The organism is Vibrio sp. ED002 (assembly GCF_023277445.1).
GTDB lineage: Bacteria > Pseudomonadota > Gammaproteobacteria > Enterobacterales > Vibrionaceae > Vibrio > Vibrio jasicida.
Window position 1 is genome coordinate 1577039 of the sequence record NZ_CP080238.1, and the last position, 20240, is coordinate 1597278.

Below are 20240 nucleotides of genomic sequence, written 5' to 3' on the forward strand. Positions count from 1 at the left end.
TTTATCGCAACTGCAAGATGGTGTTGAAGGTGTCATTGGCTGCCTGCATCACACGAGAAGAGGCCATATACGCCTGTTGGAACTTCATCATGTTTGCCGCTTCTTCATCGAGATTTACCCCCGAGATCGACGCCACACGCTCTTGTGCCGCTTCACTTTCTAGTTGAGCGACGTCTGACAAACGCGTTGCGGTTGAAGTCTTAAGCCCCACGTCCGTATTCAAGTTGTAATACAAACTCAGAATCGTCGATTCATTGCCGTTCATCTTTTTGTCAGTTTGAATGTTCTGCATCTTACGCAAGTTACCGTTATCACCCTCAGAAGGGACTAGGTTAGCGGTAAACTTGTCATTCGCCAGCGCACCAGAGCTAAGCTCGAATACCGTTGCTCCGCCATTTTTGTAACTCGGGTGATTACTAGGCAAAGACACTGAAACAGGCCCTGTAGGCGGATACGGCTGCGGAGCCATAATCACATTGCCTTTGGTATCGGTAACGGCAAATTGATCGCCCGTAGGTGAGACCACCACTTCAAATTCACGCAGGTCGCCCGCATCGATAATTTCGAATTTTGCGTTACCTTGGGCAAAGGTTGTCGATGCCTCATAGCTTTGTGCGGCAATTGCTTTTGGATCAGTGGTTTCGACTTTCATTTGTGCTGCACTACTACGGGTTGGTCGAAGCAGCACATGCTCACCCACTTTTGGCTCATTGCGCACTTCGACACGCATGCCGTCAATGTATATTGCATTGCCAGCATCAGTATTAAGTTTGACGGTTTCACCGTTTGGTTTGGTCACTGCGTAACTGTCACCGTCGTAACGCAGTGAATACTCCCCACCCTTTAATGCACTAATGTCATTGATGTACACCGCCATATCTGCGGTTGATTGAGGGCCGGCCACCACACGGGATTTCGCCAAGCGTTCTGAGTTAACATCAGTAAACAACGGGTCACCAACATTTCCATTGTGATCTAAGCCTTGTGATTGCAAGTGGTTAATTTCACTTGAGAATGCGGTCGCTAATCGACCCAACTCATCCATCACTTGAGGAATATGTTCGTCGCGCATTTTCAACATCGCACCGATTTTTCCGTCGATGTCGTCCGACTTAATGGCTTTAATACCGCCACCTTCCACCATAGCAAGACGGCGTTGATGTACATCAGGTGAGCCATCAATCATCTTTAATTGGCTGGCTTCAGTACCTGAGACCAAGGTATGCCCGTTGCCAATGTGCACGTTGAAACCTTCTGAGTTTTTACGTGGCGTGACCGTCACTTTGGTGTACTCAGAAAGTTCTTTAATCAGCTTTTCGTGTTGGTCCATCAAGTCGTTATGAGGACCAGGAGTTCGCATCATCAAACGGTGGACATCGCGGATCTCGACAGCAAGTTGGTTCACACGTTCAATGCCCATATCGAGCGATTTGTTGGTCACATCCGATTGCTGACGAACGGTTTCGTGAAATTCGTTTAAGGTATCGCTGAGCAGCTTAGCTTTTTCTAACACCACCTTACGTGCGCCCATGTCATTTGGGGTATCTGCCATGGTTTTCACCGCATCAAACCATTCATTAAGGTTCTCAGGGATCTTCTTTGACGCGACCGACGACAACATACTCGAAAGTAAGTCGAGATTTTTTTCGTCATCAAGCTTGGCTGCGTAGTTGGTCGTAGAAAGATTAAGCTCTTTGACGGCAAACTGATCCCAAGAGCGGCGAACATTTTCCACATGCACGCCCATGCCATAGGTAGAACCACCAAATTGGCGAGGATCGTTGGTGCCTTGGATAACAGACTGACGACTGTAACCTTCTGTATTCGCATTAGAAATGTTATGACCAGTTGTATTCAACTGTCGCTGAGCAGTAAGCACACTTTGTGTACCTACATTCAACAGATCTGACGCCATACATGCCCCCAAAAACGAAATAAAACCGGAATGAACCGATCACCTACTGAACTTTTAGCAAAAAGTGTGCCAGTTTATTAAAAGGAAATAACCTAGGAAAAAAGAAAGGCTTGCACCATGGCAAGCCTTATCAAATGAAGATTTAGCATTCAATAACGATATGAATTACATGCTTTCAATTTTCTGCTTCACTTGCAGTACTTTGTCTGCGTAATTCGGGTCGGTGGCGTAGCCTGCACTGTGAATACCACGAATAAAGGACTCGGAATCACCGCCTTGCTGAAGTGCCGTTTCGTAGCGAGGGTTCTCGTTTAAGAATCGTACATAATCGTTAAAACTGTCTTGGTAGTTCGAATAAGAGCGGAACGCCGCCGTCTCTTTCACTGGTGTATTATCATGGAATTCCAGTGTTTGCGTTGTTACCTTGTCGCCTTGCCAGCTTCGGTCAGCTTTGATGTTGAACAGATTGTTACTGCTACCACGCGCATTCTGAACCACCTTTTGCCCCCAGCCCGTTTCTAGCGCGGCTTGAGCAAGTAATAATGAAGGCTCCACACCCAAGGCTTTTGCTGCTCGGTCGGCGTAAGGCTTCATCGAGTTAACAAAAGATTCTGGCGTATCAAAACGTGATGGCTGAGAGCCCGGACGCGACAACTGGCCAGATTCAATTAAACGTTGCTCGATTTCACGCGCTTTCTTTGGATCCACGCGACGATATTCCACAGCATTATTTGCCGCATCGCGCATGGCTGTTTCACTCTTATCATCACCTTGACCAACGGTTAGTTGCTTCACAATCATGTCAGCAAGGCCCATCGAGCCAGATGCACTCAAGTTACTCGCCATCTGCTCATCCAGCATTTGACGGTAGAACTTTTCGTTTTGGCTATTCATGAAATTCGATTCAAAGCCTTCGTTGGCTTCACGCATCGATTTCAGCATCATCGAAGTAAAGATAGATTCAAACTGACGAGCCGCTGCTTGCAGTGCTTCATGCTCGCCATCTTTGCCTTCTTTCACCGCTTTTTGACGAAGCGTATCAAGGGAGCTGATGTCATGAATAAAGCCAATATCGTTAGGATTGTTCACCATGTTTTTTTCTCCTAATCGATTAGATGATGATTAACTGGCCTTCAATGGCACCAGCTTGTTTCAACGCTTGCAGAATCGCCATCAAGTCAGAAGGAGCAGCACCCACTTCATTGACTGCACGAACAAGATCATCCAGCGTTAAGCCCGGTTCGAACTTGAACATCTTGCCTTTTTCTTCGTTCACTTCGATATCTGAGTCCGGCACAACCACCGTTTGCCCACCAGAGAAGCCATTTGGTTGGCTCACATTGAGGTTTTCTTTGATTGCTACCGTCATGCCACCGTGCGTCACTGCCGCAGGTTTAAGGCGAACGTGTTTCCCGACAACAATGGTGCCGGTACGAGAATTTACAATGATTTTCGCCGCGCCATCAGCCGGATCGAACTCTAGGTTCTCGATAGCTGATAAGAAGGCCACGCGTTGGCTTACATCACGTGGTGCTCGAACACGAACAGAAGTCGCGTCAACGGCACTGGCCATTTGGGGGCCAAGGAAGTTATTCACGGCATCTGCCATGCGCTGCGCAGTGGTAAAGTCAGAATCCAGAAGGTTAAAGGTAATGTAATCGCCACGACCAAATGGGTTTGGGATTTCACGCTCTACCATGGCACCACTAGAAATAAGACCGACCGTTGGGTTATTACCCACAATCTTAGAACCGTCTGCACCTTCCGCACTAAAGCCACTCACGACTAAATTGCCTTGCGCGACTGCGTATACTTCACCGTCCAAACCTTTTAGGAACGTTTGTAATAACGTACCACCACGCAGGCTTTTCGCACTACCGATAGAGGACACAGTGACATCGACTTGTTGTCCCGGCTTTGAAAATGGAGGCAATTCAGCCGTCACCATTACCGCGGCAACGTTTTTGATTTTCGGCTTAGTGCCTGGCGGCATTTGAATGCCGAAGTTTTGCAGCATTGCCGCGAAGCTTTGCTCAGTAAACGGGTTCGATTCGCCCGTACCTGGTAAGCCTGAAACCAAGCCATAACCGACAAGTTGGTTACTACGCACACCAGCCACTTGTGCTACGTCTTTAATACGCGCAGCTTCGGCTGTGGTTGCAAACAGCGCAACGCTCAACAGTGCTAATAGGATTCTTTTCATGCTTACTTAATCTCTTGCAGTCAAATTGCCGTCAATGCGGCGTCTTATAAGGCTACATTAAAGAATCGTGCCAAGAAGCCCGGCTCTTGCATATCTTGTGGTAAACCGGTCCCTGAATATTGGATTCTTGCGTTTGATACGCGGTTTGACGCAATAGTGTTGTCAAAAGTAATATCGTCAGGACGAATAGTACCGCTTAGGCGAATGTACTCATCCCCCGTATTTAGCGTCATCCACTTCTCCCCACGAATCACGAGGTTGCCGTTTGCCAGCACCTCAATGACTTCTACCGTGATGTAACCACTGATGCTGTTACTCTGTTTCGCTGATGAGTCACCAGCAAAAGTATTCGTGTTGTTCAAATCGTACGAGAAGTTGTACTTACCGCCCACTTGCAACTCTTGACCACCAACAGACAACGGTTCCATTTTCGCATCGTTGGTTTTTGATAGATCGGCATTGGCACTCTTAGTCGCACGAGTCGTTTCGTCGAGTGTTACGGTAATGATGTCGCCGATTCCGCGAGGTTTAGAGTCATCGTATAGGTCAGTAATGTGTTCTGCGCTAAACAACGAGCCCGTTGCTGCCGCATAGTGCTCTGGTTTTTGTTTAGGGTGAATAGGTGCCCATGCCGGATCGCCCGCCACAGGATCGCTTCTGCCGCGCAGAGTATCAATGATGCCGCTGCTCTCGTCTTTCGACTTATCGCCTTCAACCGCATCTACCACGGTTGTCGCTTGGCTCACTTCGTCAGTTTCGATCGGTTCTAGCATCGTACAACCAGACATCGTAGCGATAAGTGCAAGTAGAGAAATACGTTTCATCATTGGCCCCTTAATTCCTAATCCGAGCGATTACAATTGCTGGTTAACGAAGCTCATCATCTTATCGACGGATGAGATTACTTTTGAGTTCATTTCATAAACACGCTGTGCTTCGATCATGTTGACCAACTCTTCAGTCACGTTCACGTTGGACGCCTCAAGCATGGATTGACGAATCTCGCCTAAGCCATCAAGACCAGGAACACCTTCTTGTGGGTCACCACTTGCGCCCGTTGGTAGGTAAAGGTTTTGACCAATAGGCTCTAGACCACCAGGGTTCACGAAATCAGTGATGGTTAACTGGCCAACAACCACGTTGTTTTGCTCACCACGGATACGTACCGATACTTCACCGTCTGTGCCGACTGTAATAGAAATCGCGTCTTCAGGAATCACAATCTCAGGTTCAACGGCGTAACCAGAGCCAGAAGTCACCAAAGTCCCTTCACCATCAAGGGTGAACTGACCGTTGCGGGTGTAACCGATGTTGCCGTCTGGTAGTGTCACTTGGAAAAAGCCATCACCTTCTACCATCATATCCAATGCGTTGGTTGTGGTTTGTGCGTTACCGTGCGTGTGCACTTTTTGCGTTGCGACCACTTTAGAACCGGCACCCAGCATCAAACCACTTGGAAGTTCCGTATTTTGAGAAGACTGACCGCCTGGTTGGTTAATGTTTTGGTAGAACAAATCTTCGAATACCGCACGGCTCTTCTTGTAGCCAACGGTTGAGGCGTTCGCCAAGTTGTTCGAAATCGTTGCGATGTTGGTTTGTTGGGCGTCTAGACCCGTTTTACTTACCCATAGTGCTGGATGCATTGTGAACCTCTAACTCTGTTAACTCATACGAAGCAATGAATCTGAAGATTTGTCCATCTCTTCAGCGGTGCTCATCATTTTGACCTGCATTTCAAACTGACGTTGAAGGTCAATCAGAGCGGTCATTTCACCTACGGCATTCACGTTACTACCTTCAATTGCACCAGTTTGGATGCTGATAGAGCCGTCTGCTTCGTAAGGCTGGTTTGGAGTTTTATGGCGGAATAAGCCATTGGTATCTTTAAACAAGTTTTGATCGTCCGTGCGCACAAGCTTGATACGATCAACCACTTCTAATTCTTCAGCCGGCGCACCTTGAGGCAGTACAGAGATGGTGCCGTCACGACCGATTTCGATTTTGGATACTGGGATTGGCAAGGTGATTGGCGCATCGTTTTCGCCCAAAATCACATGACCGCTTGCATTCGTTAGCAAGCCATTTTGATCAACTTTTAGGTTGCCGTTACGCGTCAAACCTTCTTTACCGGTTTGGTCCATAACGGAAATCCAACCATTGCCCTCTACCGTAATATCAAGATCGCGACCCGTAGTAATCACACTGCCTTGGGCAAAGTTATGCCCTGGGCGTTCTGTCATGCTGAATACGCGTGTAGGGAGACCTTCACCATAAGCTTGCATGGAACGTGCTTGTGCTAAGTCAGCACGAAAGCCAGTTGTACTTACGTTTGCCAAGTTGTTGGCACGCAATTGCAGGGCCTGCATATTTTGCTTGGCGCCGCTCATTGCGAGAAACAGTGCGCGATCCATAATTTACTCCAAAAATTCTCTGTACAAGGAGTAAAAAGCAAGAGTTATGCCAATATCAAATTAATGTTATTAATCAAAAGCTTGAATATAAAACGAGATATTTAAAAAGGGGATAATGAAGGAATAAGTCGCAAGAGAGGCAAGATTGTGATCCACAAAGCGGCAACAGCGGCAAGTAAGAGATCAAAGCATGCCCAACCTGAATTGAGGTTTATTCAGATTAGGCATCAGATGAATGTCATGATGTTACCAAGCGGTAACGGCCGTGGCTCGCAGCGCTTGATCAAACAGATTATCAGGCTAGTGTACTAGCGGATCTGTAGGATATTTTGTTGCAGTTGGTTATGTACTTCTAGCGCACGTGAGTTTGCTTGGAAGTTACGCTGAGCAGAAATAAGATCCACCAGCTCCTGAGTCATATCAATGTTTGACTGTTCCAGCATACCGTTGTTGATGGTACCGAAAGAGCCTTTGTTTGATTCGCCCCAGATTTTATCACCAGAGAACTGTGTTGAATCCCACTGAGTGCCGCCTTTCTTATCCAGACCTTGCTCGTTAGGAACACGTACTAGCGCCACACGACCCAATGTTACGTTTTCACCGTTTGAGTAAGTACCCAATACGCTACCGTTTTCGTCGAAGTCTACTTTAGTTAGGAAGCCCGTTGTTGCGCCATCTTCATCGAACTTTGTCAGCTCGAATGGTGCAGCAAACTGAGTCGCTGAGCCTAAACCAAAGTTAAGTGTTTGCGCAGGATCGGCACCGTTTAAATCCACTGGGTTGGTGTTTGTCGCAGGATCGCCCAACGCTACCGATGTGATTGGCTGACCGTTGTTCAAACTTGCCAGCGTACCATCGTTGTTGAACTTCATCGTGTGACCAACGTGACCCGTTGGTGTTGCCGCATCACCGTTAGCAACGTTCAATGGCTTCTCACCGCCCTTGTCCGTTACTGTGTAGTAAGTTTGCCACGTGTTCGGCTGAGTTTGGTCTTTCAAGTAGTAAGTAGTTAGCTTGTAAGACTGACCCATTGAATCGTAAATCGTCGAAGACGTTGAACGGTTATATGTATCTGGATCTGAGAAATCAAACTGAGTTGGATCTTTCAAATCACCGTTAGCCGGTAAGTTCACACCCACTTCAATGTTCGCTGTTTGCTTTGGCTTACCAAACTCTGCAGGAATATTGATTGGTTGTGGCTCGTAAGACGATACCTCACCAGACTCTGGGTTTACTTGGTAACCAAGTAGGAACTCATCGTTCGCCGTTACCATGTAGTTTTCTTTGTTCAAATGGAATGCACCGTTACGTGTCATTTCATTTTGTTGAGGGATAAGGCGATCTTTCGCTACCGCGAAGAAGCCCGTACCCGACACACGTAAATCCATTGGGTTATTGGTGTAAATGCTTGAACCTTCGTGGAACTGTTGCGCCACTTGGTTCGCTTGCGCACCGCCACCCGGAGTGGTTTTTGCGTTGGTGAACAAAGAGTTCGAGTACACATCGCTGAATTCCGCACGAGACTCTTTAAAGCCGTACGTGTTGGCGTTCGCAATGTTGTTACTGGTGGTGTTCAAATCCAGTTGAGCGGAGGACAAACCGCTTAAAGATACATATGACATTCCAAAATCTCCTAACCTGACCTGTTATCGAATTACGCTTTGCCGACTTCCAATACTTCTGCAAGTCGAACTGGCGATTCAAAACCAGCCAGATTGAGTAATACGTTTCCGTCACCCTTGCCTAGCAATACACTGTTCACGTTCGCATAAGTAGACACCGGGAACTCTTGCGACTCCCCTTCTACCAAGCCAGACGCTTTCACATTGTATTTACCAGCAGGCAATGGATTACCGTTTTCATCATTACCGTCCCAAAGTACACGAGTGTCACCGGCTGGTTTCGCACCTACCTCAAAAGTACGCACCAATTGGCCCGCTTCGTTTTCCACTCGAACAAACAGGTTGTCGATTGGTTGTGCCAGCTTAACCATTGCCGCCATTGCAGCATTGTCTTGCTTCACACCCGCCGCACCTGGGACCAATACGTCACGACCTACCAAAGAGGAAGCTTGTAACGCTTGGTTTGATGTCATTGACGAGTTTAAGCTCTCGAACTGAGAGTTCATCTTGCCAATACCATCTACGGTCGCAAATGACGCCATTTGCGCAATCATCTGGTCATTACTTACCGGCTTAAAAGGGTCCTGTTGCGACAATTGCTTCGTGAGCAAAGATAAGAAGTCTTCCTGTTTCAGGTCTTGCTTACCAGTGCTCTCTTCCGTCTTCTTGTTGCTCTCTTGTAGACTTTTAAGCTGGTCGATATAGGACAAGCCGCTTTGACCAACGTTGTTAATTCCGGCCATACGCTACCCCCTTATCCTTATTGACCCATCTGCAGCGTACGCAGCAGCATTTGTTTACTAGAATCCGCGACTTGCACATTGGTTTGGTATGCACGAGAAGCCGAGATCATGTTTGCCATTTCTTCCATTACATTTACGTTAGGCTTGTAGATGTAGCCTTCATCGTTTGCAAGAGGATGGTCTGGGTTGTACTCCGCACTAAGCGGTTTATCGCTTTCTACAATACCCATCACCTTCACTGGCACCGTATCACCGCCACGCATGGCGTTACTTAACTCCGCACCAAACACAGCATGACGCGCTTTGTAAGTGTCTTTCGCAGAGCTGCTGACACTGTCGGCGTTCGCCAAGTTGCTTGAGGTAGTATTCAGACGAACGGACTCAGCGCTCATTGCGGAACCTGTCACATTGAAAACGTTAAATAAGCTCATCTAAATTATTCCCCTTTGATTGCTTTGGTTAAGTTCTTGAATTTACTGCCTAGAAAGTCGAGTGATGCCTGGTGTCTGATTTGGTTTTGCATAAATAAGTTACGCTCTAAATCCAAATCCACCGTATTGCCATCGCCCGTATCAGGTTGTGTAGGAAGACGATATAGCTTGTCCCCGACCAACGTTGTAGTGGCAGGAATGTGCCGACCATCTGTACGGCTAAGACCAATGCTTGCCCCAGAACTTGCCGCCTGCAATTCCTTAGCAAAATCTAAACCTCTTGATTTATAACCAGGCGTGTTGGCTTGCGCGATGTTGGTGGAAATCACCTCCGCGTTGCGCTCACGTACGCCCACCGTGTATTGGTGGATGCCTAGTGCATTGTCAAAAGATATAGCCATGTTTGCCTCTACATTAAGAACTGACCGTTATTGATAACTAAAAAGCAATTAGCGTGCCAAAAATAGAACATGCCGTTTTGCCATTTTTGTTACCGACGTAATGGATTGCAATAAGCAAGCCAAAGTGATTGATGGAGTGTCATATAGAATCGAGTAATCAACTCGACCCTCTAAAAAATATACACCCTTTGGTACATTGCAGGCAAAAACGGCCAGATCTTTAGCGAGGAGAAACGCAGAAAGAGTAAGGAAATGGTGGGATGGAAAGGAACAAAAAGAAAAGCCTGACACAAGGTCAGGCTTCATTGTTTTAAAAAGAGTCCGCTATTTTAGCTTACCGCTACTTTAATTTGTAAATAATACCTGGATTACAGCGCACCATTTCAAATTTGTCGGTCAAACCAGTGAGCGATTCCGAAGCACCCAACAACAGGTAGCCACCAGGGTTTAAGCTGTTTGCCATCTGGTTCAGCACTTTAGACTTCATCTCTGGAGAGAAGTAAATCAACACGTTACGACAGAAAATAATGTCGAACTTGCCCATCAGCGCATAGCTTTCCATCAAGTTTTGTGGACGAAAGTTTACCAAGCGTTTCACGTTGTCTTTAACTTTCATACGGCCATCGCCAGCATCTTCAAAGAAGGTACGACGACGCTCAGGAGAAAGGCCACGGCCCAATGCTAGGTTGTCGTATACACCCGCTCGGCACATATCCAACATACTTGCTGAGATATCCGTCGCGGTGATCGACACGCTCGGCAATAGACCCGGTTTACGCTGCTGCGTTTCCAAGATGGTCATTGCCATTGAGTAAGGTTCTTGACCCGACGAGCTAGCAGCTGACCAAATTTTAATTGGTCGTTTATTTGCCGCCATCTCCGGCAACAATTTGTCAGCTAATACCGTGAACGGATAAGTATCTCGGAACCACAATGTTTCGTTAGTCGTCATCGCATCCACAGCGGCAACTCGCAGTTCACGGTTGCGACCAGTTACGACATCACGGAGCAAATCAGACAACGAAGCAAGCTTGAATTTAGTCACAAGCGGGCTCAGTCGGCTGCGCACTAGGTATTGCTTACTGTCACCTAATACGATGCCACACTGTGATTCTAGAAAACGGCTAAAGTCACGATACTCTTGATCACTGATTGTAATAGCAGTCATTAATGTCTCTTTTATTGTGTTAATGCAGATTTAACCGCGTTACCCAATTCATCTGGGTTAAATTTCGCAATGAAGGTGTTTGCACCCACGCGCTCAACCATGGCTTGGTTGAAGACGCCACTCAATGAGGAGTGGAGGATAACATAAAGGTTCTTCAAATCTGCATTTCTGCGAATCTCGGCGGTTAGCGTGTAACCATCCATTTCTGGCATTTCAATGTCGGAGATCACCAACGAAATCTGATCGTAGATGCTTCCTTCTTGTGCCATTTCAAGCAGCTTATTGTACGCTTCTTTACCATCTTTCACAGAGACAACTTCAAATCCAATCGAAGTAATTGCTCGCTCAACTTGTTTACGAGCAACGGTTGAGTCATCCGCAATCAAAATACGACGAACAATTGGCTTCGCTTGCTCAGCAACGGCAATTTCTTCACCGATAGCTGAATCCATGGTTTCATCCACTGGCGCAATCTCAGCTAAGATCTTTTCTACGTCTAGGATTTCTACCAATTCGTTATCAATGTTCGTTACCGCAGTTAGGTAATGCGCTTTGCCTGCACCATCAGGTGGCGGCAGAATCGCTTCCCAATGCATGTTAATAATGCGCTCAACCGACGACACCAAAAACGCTTGGATGGTACGGTTGAATTCTGCGATAACAACAAAACATTTATCAATATCTGTGGTTGGGCGGCCACCGATTGCCAGACTTAAATCAATCACTGACACAGTATGGCCACGGATATGAGCGACACCTTTCACCAAAGGGTGTAGATTTGGCATTGAAGTCAGCTTAGGGCACTGTAGTACTTCTTTTACTTTGAATACGTTAATGCCGTAACGCTGTCGCCCCATCAACCGAAAAGTCAGTAATTCTAATCGGTTTTGGCCAACGAGTTGCGTACGCTGATTCACCGAATCAAGAATCCCCGTCATATGCTCATCTCCATCTCAAACTTTTTGATTTTAAATGATACTCTACCACTGGTAGGCATAATACCAGAGAAACAGTATGGCGTATCATAATATGAATTCGACACCATTGACTATGACAATATGTAGAGCGTTATTTACAAAGTACGCTAAGTCTATCGGCATCTTGCTCAGTATGTTTAGCTTTTTTGTGCATTCGGCAACGGAAAACCAACTTGAGCAAATCCGAACCGCCGCCGAGCAGCACATTCTTAGCACGGTAGAGCAACCAGCGGGAGGAAATTTGTCCGTCAATGCGGCAAATATTGATCCACGTATCAAAGCCACCGATTGCCCAGAGCCCCTTGATACATCTGCATCCTCAACCAGTAGCACACGCAGCAATATTAACGTTTTGGTTGAATGCCCCGCAGACAATTGGAAGGTCTACGTTCCGGTAAGGATCTCGGCTTCAGTTCCAATGATCGTTTCTACCCGCCAGTTAGGTCGAGGAGAGATCATCAGTGCTTCTGACGTAACCACTTCAATGATCGAGTTACAGCGTTTTCGCAAAGACGGTTTCACCAATATTGAGCAAGTGATCGGCTCAAAACTCAAGCGCAATGTACGCCTAGGTGATGTGGTCGAGCGCAATGACGTGTGCGTGGTTTGCCGTAATGAGAAAGTGACGATCAGAGCAGTAAAATCAGGTATGACCATCACCACGCAAGGCACCGCATTGCAAGATGGATCTTCTGGCGATCAAGTAAGAGTGAAAAATGATAAGTCCCAACGTATAATAGAAGGAATTGTGACAGGCATTGCGGAAATCACCATCACCTTCTAAGGTTGGCTGGTGTACGGCAAATCGATCAATAAAAATGCAAAAAAGCACTAAAGTTATTTGGTACTTGGTCGATAGTCTGGATACCAGTATTACGATACGAGTTTAAGGTTGATATATGGCAGGTATAGACAATATACGTTCAGGACAGATGATGACGACAACCAGTCGCGCACCTGCACGTACAGATTCTAGTGCAAACAGCACAACGGAATCGAAAAAAGCGCCAGCACAGCAAGACGCGGTATCACTAAGCCAACAAGGCAAAGCAGTCAGCAAACTCCAAAAGGATATGGCAGCTTCTCCGGCTTATGACAGCGCAAAAGTAGCGGCAATTAAAGAAGCAATCGCAAACGGTTCATACAAAGTCGACCCAGAAAAACTGGCGGACAATATGATTAAGTTTGAAAACGAATTGCAAGGCAAAAGCTAACTGACTTAGGCCCAAGGTAAGTATTCATGGCAGCATTAGTCGATCTTGTAAATTTCCAGCTAGAAAATGCGAAAGCACTTTCTGGTGTACTGCGTCAAGAAACACAAGCCATCACTGCTCGTGTCTCTGTTGAGATCGAAAAACTCGCCAAAGAAAAAATGACACTCATTGGTCAACTAAGAACCACTGACCAGCGAATCGCCTCTCACCCGCACGTCAATCAACTTACTGAAGACGAAAACCTAAGTCAGCTAGTGGCTCAAATCCAATCCATCGTCCTCGATTGTCAGCAAGTAAACCAAATGAACGGTGAATCACTCAACCGTGCTCAACTGAGTTTCAACAAACTTAACAACATGCTTCAGCATACCCACGGTAAGATCGGCATGACTTACAATGCTGGCGGTAAAACCCATACGATTTCTACTCTCGGAACCAACATTAAAGCGTAGATTTCCTCACCCTTACTCTTTGGCATTCGCTCCACGCTCACCAGAACATTCCCACTGAGGGTATTTTCTACTCACACGACTTCGCAATAAAACGCCAACAAAAAAGCGACTCATTGTTGCCAATCAGCCGCTTAAGAAAAATTATCTGTTGAGTAAAGCTAGGTCGAATTAGAACAAGGTCTGCTGACGCTTCTCAGGAACTTGTTGTACTTCTCCGTAATCTCGCAGCTTATCCATTTTACGGATATCTAGGCGAAGCTCTGTCACGTAACTGTCTTCAACCAAGTAACTGCGCACGACTTCTGCACCACGGATAACGCCATCAACAGCGCCAGTGGTACTTTCCACACCCAGACGCTGATCAGCAAGCTCTGCACGGCCGCTAACACGCATACCATACACTTGTTCTGCTAACTCACGGTAAGCATCAATCTTTGACGCACGCATGGCACGAACGCGTCTTTCTTCAACGGTTCGGCCTGTTTGCTCGCTTACGCTGGCATAACCTACCGCCACTAAAATCTCATCTTGGCGCATCTGCTGCAATGGTTGACACCCCACCAGCACCAATGTCGCAATAATAAATAATAACTTCTTCATGCTAATGTCCTACGGGCGGAGAATCACTGTGTATGGCTGACGAATAGTTGGGTCGGAGCGAATCAGCACGCCATCTTGAGTGCGAATACTGTTAAGCGTATCCAAATCACGACCAATACGGTCCGCAGGCAAGAAGCCTTGCGCTGTCGCCACTACGATACGGCTTTGCATTCCAACTACACGAGCGTTGACTAGGACGCCGCCCTCTTGACGCAACATCGTACCGGTCAGCACGTATTGAATCTCTTGTGCTTGTGCAAGGTCTTGCCAATCACGGCTTAGAGCAAAGTCACCTTGCTGTGTAACTTGGATATTGCCCGTTGTTTTAAAATCCACAACTTTGAAGCCACGGCGCTGGAACTGATGGATAAACCCTTCCGATACCGAATTGCCCAGCCAGTTAGTGGCATCCATGCTTTGCAGATCGACAAAAGAGGTAATCGCAATCGGTGTACGCGACGATACTGCAACATTCGAAACCATTAACTCTTCCGTCATGCTCTCAATGAAAAAGTCCATCGTATGACGAGGACTGTCCATCAGCATAAACTGACTGCCAGAATACGGTTCTTTACCATTGTAAATTGGTGAGTACGCGCACGATGTCAAAAGCGTCATCATCGATGCGGCGACAAGCCATCTTTTCATGGTTTGATTCTCCAGATAATCTTAGGTGTTACTGCTCTTTCATCACTTCGTTTACGAAGAAGCGTGATCTTGGAACAGTCTTTGCTTTTCTTCTGTTTGTCTAACTAAGAAAAAGCCACCAAACTTCACTGAAATTGGTAAAGCAATATTTATACCCGAACGGTTACAAACAATGAAAAAATTATTTTTTAGCCTAATATCAATCACTTTCATATTGATGACGCCATTTCGAGCGGCAGCATCTTGGTATGAAGTGACAGGCGTTGCCACGATCGTCTCTTCAGATGAAGCGGCAAGGCTGCACGCATTGGAAGACGCCCTCTTCAAAGCCGTCAACTTTTCGGGCGCAGACATTGGCAGCATCAGTAATTTGATGCCGCTATTAGAAGAAAGCCGCAAAGAGTACCAATTCACTAACCATGAAGTGCGTTACATCTTGGTGGAGTCAGAGCGTAAACGCAGCGGCAAGATGGAAATGCGCATCCGTGTGGACATTTATCCATCGGCAACGGGTTGCCACGTGGATCAATACAAGAAAACCGTTCTGGTGGGTAACATTGATGTCGCGTCACCCCAACAGGCGGTCATGGGCCAGATCTACAATGTCGGCGACGATTTCAGCCATGTTGTGAATCGTCAATTGGATCAAACGTCACGCAGCTTTGTTTCTGTTGGCACCACCGATTATTCGATCAGCGCAAATTACCCAGAACGAACCAAAATGATCGCGCAAGACAACGGCGCGCAATACATCATTGGTGGTGTAGTAACAGATTTAACCGCAACCATTGATGCAAAATTATTGAAAGACGACGTAATCAATCGTCAGTTTGCACTGGAGATGAAAGTTTTTGATGGTAAAACTGGCCATGAGGTCTACCACAAAAATTACCGTGAAGTGGCTCGCTGGCCATTTGCAAAAACCAGCCAAGTCGATACACGCAGTGCACGCTTCTGGGCATCCACCTACGGTGAAATGATGCTGCGCGTGAGCCGTAATATTATGTTGGATTTGGAATCGGAACTGTCTTGTAAAATTACCCTACCAGAAGTGGTCGCGGTATTTGGCAACACAGTCACCATGGATCTTGGCCGCATGCACGGCGTACAAGAGGGTGACCAGCTGCAATTGTGGCACACGGCGTCATTCATAGACCAAAACGGTTTGCCACGTAATAAGGTCTCTCAGAGCGAAATAACCCTAAGGGTAACTCGAGTCTATGAGCACGAAGCGGAACTGACGATCGAACAACCAAACCTTGCCTCTAGTGTTCAAATTGGCGACGTAATGAACAAGATGCTTTAGCAACGCGTATAAGGCTTTGCGATATGCTTACTTTTGAATATCATAGGTAACGCATCTTATTTGATTACGCCCCCATGGCACAGCTGGATAGCGCAGTCCCCTCCTAAGGGACAGGTCGTAGGTTCGAATCCTACTGGGGGCGCCATTCATCGCCTTAGCTTATTGCATTCAAGCTAAGGCTTTTTTATGCCCGCAGTATAGGCAAATCATTTCGAACGATGTCGACGACACCAGTGAAAAACCGCTTACTTAAGATCAATGCTGTTTAGGCGCCCCATGAAGGTTAAGATCTCAAGGTTATCTTTGTGTGCATCCAACAACGCTTTTTTCGTCTGCATATAGGCAGCAAGTTTTCCGTACTTGTTGATGGATCGAACCACCGTTTTGTACTTGTACTGCCCTTCCTCGTCGAACTCACGCCACTTGGCAATGTAACAAGTGTCTCGATTGTTCGGATCTTCCAACGTTGGGTTGGGTTTATGGACAATCTTAGGCTCAACGCTGTGTGGCAGCCTTGTCATCAGGTACGGGTCTTTCAATAGACGACGCCAAAACTTGCCCCACATTTCACGCCCGAGCTCGTTACGCAGTTTGATGGCCTTCTTAAGGCCTTTCTTTTCTCCAATGCGAACGAAACCCACGGAGCGGTGCAATACCGTATCTTCCGGTGTGTGGATGTGGATCTTAAAGGCTGTTTTGCCTTTCGAAATAAAGCGGTGTCCAGTGTTTGTTATTAAATTGCTCTTAGACATAGTGCTAACTAATAATTCTATTAATAGCCAAAGGGTAAGCAAAACTCATACATAATTAAAGTAATAAAATACAAAACTGTAAATAGCATAGACGTTGATTCTTTTGTAATACATCTAAGATGAGCGCAATAGATATAAAAAAGCCCCAAAGAGCGAACTCTTTGGGGCATTCAGCGTTTATGCTTCTAACGGTCAGATAGGAGCTTATTGCTGAACTTGGTATTCAAACTCAGGAACAACAACTTCTACGCGACGGTTTTGTTCACGACCTTCACGAGTCTCGTTTGAAGCGATTGGGTTGTTTTCACCTTCACCGCGAGCGTGGATACGTGAAGCATCGATACCTTTTTCTACTAGCGCGTTTGCTACAGATTCAGCACGTTTCTCAGAAACTTTTTGGTTGTAAGCTGCTGGGCCTGAAGTGTCTGTGTAACCAATTACGTCAACGTTCGCTTGTGGGTACTCGTTTAGGAATGCTACTAGCTCGTCTAGTTTTGCAGCGCTCTCTGGTTTTAGAGTTGTGCTGTTTAGTGCAAAGCTACCTGTACCGATAGTTTGAGTTTCAAAAGTCTTAGTTACTACAACTGGAGCAACTTCTTCAACAACCACTTCTTCAACGATTGGCTCTTCTTCAACAACAACTTCGTCGTTACCGCCAAACTTGAATGCAACACCTAGCGTTGCAGAGTTACCCATTGCTTTCACAGAATCGTTGTTGATGTCAGTGATTGTTTGGTATTCCGCACGTGCTGTTACGTTTTCGCTGACGTTGAATTCAACACCAGCTGCACCTAGGTAAGAGTAATCGTCTTTACCATCGTTCATCATTAGGTAAGCACCACCCACTTTACCGTAAAGTGCGATGTCTTCTGTGATTGGTAGGCTGAACTTAGGAGCAAGTGTAATTGCTTCTACGTGGCCACCGAAAGAAGTTTGGTCGAAGTCACCTAGGTTGTCGAAGCCAGCTTCTACTGAGAAGTAGTCATTCATTTCGTAACCAACAAAAGCACCTAGAGTAGAGCCATCTTTGTCACAAGCTTGACCAGCTACACAAGCGTCGTCCATCCAAGACTTACCCATCTTACCGCCCACGTATACTTCTGCGTGCGCTGCTGAAGCCATAAGTAAAGAAGCTGAAATTACCGCTGCTAGTTTTTTCATTATTGATTCCTCTAAAAGAAGTTCTCTTGTTCGTTAACGAAATGCGCCGCCTGACTGACGTTGTATTTCAATTCTTTTATTCAGTTCCTTTGAGTTTGATACCGAAATAACTTCCGCTCATTTGCATAAAAGTCACTTGGGTATGTCTCCTGCTCAATGATGCATAAGCGTGCCTCACTGACGGCGAGCACTATAACCCTAAGAAATCCCGAGACAAATCCCAAAACTGTCAATTTAGTGTCATCGAAAAGCATGATTTAGTGTGATCTGGCGCACCATAAAGTGAGCCACAGCAATGACGCAAACGTTTGCGTGAAATTTCAAAATAGTAGAGGTAAAGCAAATTAACTTCTCATAAATGAGACGATATTTAAGGAACTTTGAGGATAGTGTTTTTATTTCAGAGAGATATTTCGCATGAAACTACTCAATTAGCATTCACAACAGCTATATTTGGATTAGTAAAACTTATCAACTTTTGAGCAATCTGATGAGAAAAAGTTCAGTAATTCAGGCGGTATTTCAGGAAATTTGCTGTTTCCCTGGTGGCAGATACAAAAAAGCCGCGGTATTTACCGCGGCTTTTCGACTAATTATTCAAGCAATTATGCGTTTGCTTCACGCTCAGCGATGAACTCAAGCGCCATCTTGATGCGAGCAACGCAGCGTTCTTTGCCAATCAGTTCCATTACTACGTCTACAGAAGGAGACTGACCGCCACCTGTGACTGCAACGCGTAGTGGCATACCGATTTTGCCCATGCCGATTTCTAGCTCTTCACATACTGCTGCGATAACGCCATCTTTGATGTTCGCTGTCGTCCACTCAGTCAGTGCTTCTGCTTTCGCTAGAGCAAGCTCTAGAGGCTCTTTAGCCACGCCGCGTAGGTGTTTCTTCGCCGCGCCCGCTTCAAACTCAGCGAAGTCTTCGTAGAAGTAACGGATTTGCTCAGCTAGCTCAACTAGCGTGTTGCAACGCTCACCCACTAGCTTGATCACTTCAGTGATAGCTGGGCCGTTTGTTACGTCTAGTTTTTGTTGATCTAGGTGCCATTGTAGGTGCTGTGCAACGTACGCTGGATCTGAGTTCTTGATGTAGTGGTTGTTCAACCATTGCAGTTTGTCAGTGTTGAATGCAGACGCTGACTTAGATACTGCGTTTAGGCTAAATAGGTTGATCATCTCTTCTTGAGTGAAGATCTCTTGATCACCATGAGACCAACCAAGACGCACTAGGTAGTTGTTTAGTGCTGCAGGTAGGTAACCCATATCGCGGTATTGCATTACCGATACAGCGCCGTGACGCTTAGACAGTTTCGCACCGTCATCACCTAGGATCATTGCACAGTGTGCGAATGTTGGTACTGGCGCACCTAGCGCTTCGTAGATGTTGATCTGACGAGGCGTGTTGTTGATGTGGTCTTCACCGCGCACTACGTGAGTGATGCCCATATCCCAGTCGTCAACCACTACACAGAAGTTGTACGTTGGCGAACCGTCAGTACGACGGATGATCAGATCATCCATTTGTGTGTTGCTGATTTCGATACGGCCACGGATTTGATCATCAAATACTACGCTGCCTTCTTTCGGGTTACGGAAACGGATAACACATGGATCGCCATCTTTTGCCGCTTCGTTTGCCGCTTTGATTTTTGGATGGTTAGCATCGTAACGAGGCATTTCTTTGTTTGCTTCTTGCTCTGCGCGAACTTCATCTAGCAGCTCTTTAGATGCGTAACATTTGTATGCTTTGTCTTCTTCTAGAAGCTTATCAACCATCTCGTTGTAACGATCAAAACGTTGAGTTTGGAAGTAAGGACCTTCGTTCCACTCAAGACCTAGCCATTCCATGCCTTCTAGGATCGCATCAACCGCTTCCTGAGAGTTACGCTCAAGGTCAGTATCTTCGATACGTAGAACGAATTCACCACCTTGGTTTTTAGCATATAGCCAAGAGTAAAGTGCAGTACGCGCACCACCAACGTGTAGGTAGCCAGTTGGGCTAGGAGCAAAACGAGTTTTAACCGTCATCAGAGTTCCTTAGGGGTAATGAGCAACGAGAGGGCTCTCGTTGTAATATCAAGGATAAAAGTGGCGACATTTTACCATCGTAGGTCGATTCTACAATCCTTCCGTGTGGTTTAACGCCAGAAATACAAACAGGGCAGCACCGATTAAGGTACTGCCCTCTTATTTATAGCGACAAAACGCTTGGAACAACAGAAGAGCTATCG

Annotated in this window: 21 protein-coding genes and 1 tRNA gene; 5 read left to right on the top strand and 17 right to left on the bottom strand. The window is 46.3% G+C overall.

Annotated elements, in window-relative coordinates:
* Position 1: 1 nt before the first annotated feature.
* The 12 genes from flgK to ITG12_RS07285 all read right to left on the bottom strand — a co-directional run bounded on the left by flgK (position 2) and on the right by ITG12_RS07285 (position 11832).
* Positions 2–1915 carry a flagellar hook-associated protein FlgK gene (gene flgK, locus ITG12_RS07230; protein WP_038879780.1) on the bottom strand — a complete coding sequence of 638 codons (1914 nt, stop codon included), beginning with the start codon at positions 1913–1915 and terminating at the stop codon, positions 2–4.
* 165 nt (positions 1916–2080) lie between these two features.
* Positions 2081–3007 carry a flagellar assembly peptidoglycan hydrolase FlgJ gene (gene flgJ, locus ITG12_RS07235; RefSeq protein WP_038872895.1) on the bottom strand — a complete coding sequence of 309 codons (927 nt, stop codon included), beginning with the start codon at positions 3005–3007 and terminating at the stop codon, positions 2081–2083.
* Between the two features lie 19 nt (positions 3008–3026).
* The gene (locus ITG12_RS07240; RefSeq protein ID WP_038872894.1) at positions 3027–4118 is read right to left on the bottom strand and encodes a flagellar basal body P-ring protein FlgI; all 1092 of its coding nucleotides are present in this window, start codon (positions 4116–4118) and stop codon (positions 3027–3029) included.
* Between the two features lie 44 nt (positions 4119–4162).
* Complete coding sequence (flgH, locus tag ITG12_RS07245) at positions 4163–4942, bottom strand: flagellar basal body L-ring protein FlgH (RefSeq protein WP_038872908.1); 780 nt, start codon at positions 4940–4942, stop codon at positions 4163–4165.
* 30 nt (positions 4943–4972) lie between these two features.
* Complete coding sequence (gene flgG / locus ITG12_RS07250; RefSeq protein WP_038872892.1) at positions 4973–5761, bottom strand: flagellar basal-body rod protein FlgG; 789 nt, start codon at positions 5759–5761, stop codon at positions 4973–4975.
* Between the two features lie 18 nt (positions 5762–5779).
* Positions 5780–6529 (bottom strand): flagellar basal body rod protein FlgF, encoded by a 750-nt coding sequence (locus ITG12_RS07255; RefSeq protein ID WP_038879788.1) that lies wholly within the window; start codon positions 6527–6529, stop codon positions 5780–5782.
* Positions 6530–6837: 308 nt separating this feature from the next.
* Positions 6838–8151 carry a flagellar hook protein FlgE gene (flgE, locus tag ITG12_RS07260; RefSeq protein ID WP_009705674.1) on the bottom strand — a complete coding sequence of 438 codons (1314 nt, stop codon included), beginning with the start codon at positions 8149–8151 and terminating at the stop codon, positions 6838–6840.
* Positions 8152–8183: 32 nt separating this feature from the next.
* Positions 8184–8894 carry a flagellar hook assembly protein FlgD gene (flgD, locus tag ITG12_RS07265; RefSeq protein ID WP_038872887.1) on the bottom strand — a complete coding sequence of 237 codons (711 nt, stop codon included), beginning with the start codon at positions 8892–8894 and terminating at the stop codon, positions 8184–8186.
* A gap of 17 nt (positions 8895–8911) precedes the next feature.
* On the bottom strand, positions 8912–9325 hold the full coding sequence (gene flgC / locus ITG12_RS07270) for a flagellar basal body rod protein FlgC (protein ID WP_038872880.1): 414 nt from the start codon (positions 9323–9325) through the stop codon (positions 8912–8914).
* 5 nt (positions 9326–9330) lie between these two features.
* Positions 9331–9726, bottom strand: a complete 396-nt coding sequence (gene flgB, locus ITG12_RS07275; RefSeq protein WP_038872877.1) for a flagellar basal body rod protein FlgB — start codon at positions 9724–9726, stop codon at positions 9331–9333.
* A gap of 340 nt (positions 9727–10066) precedes the next feature.
* On the bottom strand, positions 10067–10894 hold the full coding sequence (locus tag ITG12_RS07280; protein ID WP_038872874.1) for a protein-glutamate O-methyltransferase: 828 nt from the start codon (positions 10892–10894) through the stop codon (positions 10067–10069).
* An 11-nt stretch (positions 10895–10905) separates the two neighbouring features.
* Complete coding sequence (locus ITG12_RS07285) at positions 10906–11832, bottom strand: chemotaxis protein CheV (RefSeq protein ID WP_038872871.1); 927 nt, start codon at positions 11830–11832, stop codon at positions 10906–10908.
* 76 nt (positions 11833–11908) lie between these two features.
* Here ITG12_RS07285 and flgA point away from each other — a divergent pair, with 76 nt between their 5' ends.
* From flgA to flgN, 3 genes are all read left to right on the top strand, one after another.
* Positions 11909–12655, top strand: coding sequence for a flagellar basal body P-ring formation chaperone FlgA (gene flgA / locus ITG12_RS07290; protein ID WP_039975359.1), 747 nt, complete (start codon positions 11909–11911; stop codon positions 12653–12655).
* A gap of 115 nt (positions 12656–12770) precedes the next feature.
* Complete coding sequence (gene flgM / locus ITG12_RS07295) at positions 12771–13085, top strand: flagellar biosynthesis anti-sigma factor FlgM (RefSeq protein WP_248873910.1); 315 nt, start codon at positions 12771–12773, stop codon at positions 13083–13085.
* 26 nt (positions 13086–13111) lie between these two features.
* Positions 13112–13537 carry a flagellar export chaperone FlgN gene (gene flgN / locus ITG12_RS07300; RefSeq protein WP_039975361.1) on the top strand — a complete coding sequence of 142 codons (426 nt, stop codon included), beginning with the start codon at positions 13112–13114 and terminating at the stop codon, positions 13535–13537.
* A 168-nt stretch (positions 13538–13705) separates the two neighbouring features.
* Here the strand turns inward: flgN and flgP are convergent, their stop codons facing one another.
* Positions 13706–14137 (bottom strand): flagellar assembly lipoprotein FlgP, encoded by a 432-nt coding sequence (flgP, locus tag ITG12_RS07305; RefSeq protein ID WP_038872861.1) that lies wholly within the window; start codon positions 14135–14137, stop codon positions 13706–13708.
* 9 nt (positions 14138–14146) lie between these two features.
* The gene (locus tag ITG12_RS07310) at positions 14147–14785 is read right to left on the bottom strand and encodes a FlgO family outer membrane protein (RefSeq protein ID WP_038872858.1); all 639 of its coding nucleotides are present in this window, start codon (positions 14783–14785) and stop codon (positions 14147–14149) included.
* Positions 14786–14957: 172 nt separating this feature from the next.
* Here ITG12_RS07310 and ITG12_RS07315 point away from each other — a divergent pair, with 172 nt between their 5' ends.
* Together ITG12_RS07315 and ITG12_RS07320 are read left to right on the top strand one after the other, a co-directional pair.
* Positions 14958–16091, top strand: a complete 1134-nt coding sequence (locus ITG12_RS07315; RefSeq protein WP_038872856.1) for a flagellar assembly protein FlgT — start codon at positions 14958–14960, stop codon at positions 16089–16091.
* Between the two features lie 68 nt (positions 16092–16159).
* A tRNA-Arg gene (locus tag ITG12_RS07320) sits at positions 16160–16236 on the top strand.
* 100 nt (positions 16237–16336) lie between these two features.
* On the opposite strand, the gene ITG12_RS07325 is transcribed toward ITG12_RS07320, so the two are convergent.
* From ITG12_RS07325 to gltX, 3 genes are all read right to left on the bottom strand, one after another.
* Positions 16337–16843 (bottom strand): hypothetical protein, encoded by a 507-nt coding sequence (locus ITG12_RS07325; protein WP_038872853.1) that lies wholly within the window; start codon positions 16841–16843, stop codon positions 16337–16339.
* A gap of 204 nt (positions 16844–17047) precedes the next feature.
* A complete protein-coding gene (locus tag ITG12_RS07330) occupies positions 17048–18004 on the bottom strand; it encodes an OmpA family protein (RefSeq protein ID WP_038872851.1) in 957 nt (318 codons plus the stop codon).
* Positions 18005–18609: 605 nt separating this feature from the next.
* Complete coding sequence (gene gltX, locus ITG12_RS07335; protein WP_248873911.1) at positions 18610–20037, bottom strand: glutamate--tRNA ligase; 1428 nt, start codon at positions 20035–20037, stop codon at positions 18610–18612.
* Positions 20038–20240: the final 203 nt, after the last annotated feature.